Annotated in this window: 1 protein-coding gene; it reads left to right on the forward strand. The window is 72.1% G+C overall.

All coding sequences use genetic code 11. The features are described from left to right. A partial coding sequence (locus ABD299_RS20450) for an SDR family NAD(P)-dependent oxidoreductase (protein ID WP_344264682.1) occupies nt 1-2,755 on the forward strand: 2,755 nt, incomplete at both ends.

Raw genomic sequence — 2,755 nt, forward strand, 5'->3', positions numbered from 1 at the left:
CTGCCGACCTACGCCTTCCAGCGCCACCGCTACTGGCTGGAGGGTGACGCCCAGCCGGCGCCGCCCGCAGCCGGTCCGGAGGACACGGAGTTCTGGGCCGCCGTGGAACGCGAGGACCCGGACGCCCTGGCCGCCACCCTGGGACTGGAGCCGGGCGGGACCACACAGTCCTCGCTCGGTGCGGTGCTGCCCGCCCTGTCCGCCTGGCGCCGCCGGCGCCGGGAGGAGACCACTCAGGACTCCTGGCGCTACCACGTCACCTGGAAGCCCGTGGGCGACACTCTGCTTTCTCCCCACACCTCGTCGCTGTCCGGGCACACGTGGCTGATCGCCGCCCCCGCGGGGCTTGTCGAGGCGGAGCAGTGCGCAGCGGCTCTGCAAGCCCACGGAGCCCGGACCGTGCGACTGGACCTCACCGCGGCCGACGCGCCCCGGGAACAGCTCACTCGCCGTCTCCTGGAGGCCACCGCCGAAACCCCGGCGACCGGCGTACTGTCGCTGCTCGCCCTCGACGAGCGGCCGTTCGCGCAGGACAGCGCGCAACCGCTCGGACTGGTACTCAACACAGCCCTGCTGCAGGCGCTCGCCGACTGCGGCGCCGACATTCCGGTGTGGTTCGCCACCCGCGGAGCGGCAGCCGTCACCGCGACCGAGGGCGTCGTACACCCGCTGCAGGCTCTGAGCTGGGGGCTCGGCCGGATCGTCGAGGCGGAGTATCCACAGCGCTGGGGCGGGCTCGTCGATCTGCCCGGCACCCTCGACCAGCGTGCCACCGACCGCCTGTGCGGCATCCTCTCGGGCCTGGCCGGCGACGGAGAGAACCAGCTCGCGCTCCGCGGCACCGGTGTGCTCGGGCGCCGGCTGGTCCGGGCCATCGCCCGTCCCGGCGCCGACCGGGACCCGTGGACGCCGCAGGGCACCGTCCTGGTCACCGGGGGCACCGGTGGTCTGGGGGCCCATGTGGCGCGCTGGCTTGCGGACGGCGGAGCCGACCATCTCGTTCTCACCAGCCGCCGCGGCCCGGAGGCGCCCGGTGCGCAGGAACTCGCGTCAGAGCTGCGGGACTCGGGAGTCAGAATCACGCTGGAGGCATGTGACGCTGCCGACCGCGACGCGCTGGCCGCTCTCCTGGAGCGGATCGAGGCGCAGGGCGACTCTCTCCGAGCCGTCGTACACACTGCCGGAGTCCTGGACGACGGGGTGCTCGACACTCTCACCCCGGACCGCGCGGCCGCCGTGCTCCGCCCCAAGGTGGACGCCACCCTCAACCTTCACGAACTCACCGCCGGACTCGGGCTCGACGCGTTCGTGCTGTTCTCCTCCTTCGCGGGAACCGTCGGCGGTCCCGGGCAGGGCAGCTACGCGGCGGCCAACGCCTTTCTCGACGCGTTCGCCCAGCAGCGTCGTGCCGAAGGGCAGGCGGCCACATCCGTCGCCTGGGGCCCTTGGTCCGGGGGCGGTCTGGTCGACGACGCCGTTCAGGAGCGGCTGCGCGGCAACGGAATGCCCGCGATGGCTCCGCAGGCGGCAACTGCTGCTCTGCAGCGAGCCCTCGATGAGAACGATGCGTACGTCGCCGTCGCGGACATCGACTGGGGACGGCTTGTCGAGTCCTCGCCGAACCTGCGCTCGGCGCCGGTAATCAGCGAGATCCCCGAGGTTCGTACGGCATCCGCAGCGGGCACGCACACCGGTGCGTCCGGCCCGGAGGGAACCGGCCCCCTCGCGCAGCGCCTCGCGGCGCTGCCCCGGGACGAGGCGGAGGCAGCCCTCACCGCGGTGGTCAGCACCGAGGTGGCGGCGGCGCTCGGCTACCCCGGTCCCGAGAGCGTGGAACCCGGACGCGCGTTCCGTGAGCTGGGCTTCGACTCTCTCACCGCGGTGGATCTGCGCAACCGTCTGGGATCGGCCACGGGTACCCGGCTGCCCGTCACCCTCGTCTTCGACTACCCCACGGTGACCGCGCTGTCCCGGTTCCTGCTGACCGAACTCGTCGGTGAGAACCCGGAGGCCGCAGGCGCAGCGGTGGCGGTCCCGGTGGCCGCGGGCGCCGGCGAGGATCCGGTCGCCATCGTGGCCATGTCCTGCCGCTTCCCCGGAGGGGTGCGCACGCCCGAGGAGCTGTGGCGGCTCCTGGAGGAGGGCCGGGACGTGATCTCGGACTTCCCGGACAACCGGGGCTGGGACATCGAGGGCTGCTATGACCCCGACGCGGACAAGCCCGGCACTTTCTACGCGAGGGGCGGTGGCTTCCTCTACGACGCGGACCACTTCGACCCGGCGTTCTTCGGCATCTCCCCGCGTGAGGCCCTGGCCATCGACCCTCAGCAGCGGCTGCTGCTGGAGACGGCCTGGGAGGCCTTCGAGCGTGCCGGAATAGACCCGGAAACCGTCAAGGGGACCCCGGCCGGCGTGTTCCTCGGCGCCAGTTACAACGACTACGGTTCCCGCTTCCAGCGGGCCCCCGAGGAGTTCGAGGGATACCTGGCCACCGGTAGTGCGAGCAGCGTCGCCTCCGGCCGGATCTCCTACACGTTCGGCCTGGAAGGTCCTGCAGTCACCATCGACACGGCGTGTTCCTCCTCTCTTGTGGCCATGCACCAGGCGGCGCAGTCGCTGCGGCAGGGGGAGTGTTCGATGGCGCTGGCGGGCGGCGTCGTCGTGATGTCCACCCTGGACACCTTCATCGAATTCTCCCGGCAGCGCGCGATGGCGCCCGACGGGCGTTGCAAGGCGTTCTCCGCCGATGCCGACG

The sequence above is a fragment of the Streptomyces sodiiphilus genome (assembly GCF_039529215.1).
Classification (GTDB): domain Bacteria; phylum Actinomycetota; class Actinomycetes; order Streptomycetales; family Streptomycetaceae; genus Streptomyces; species Streptomyces sodiiphilus.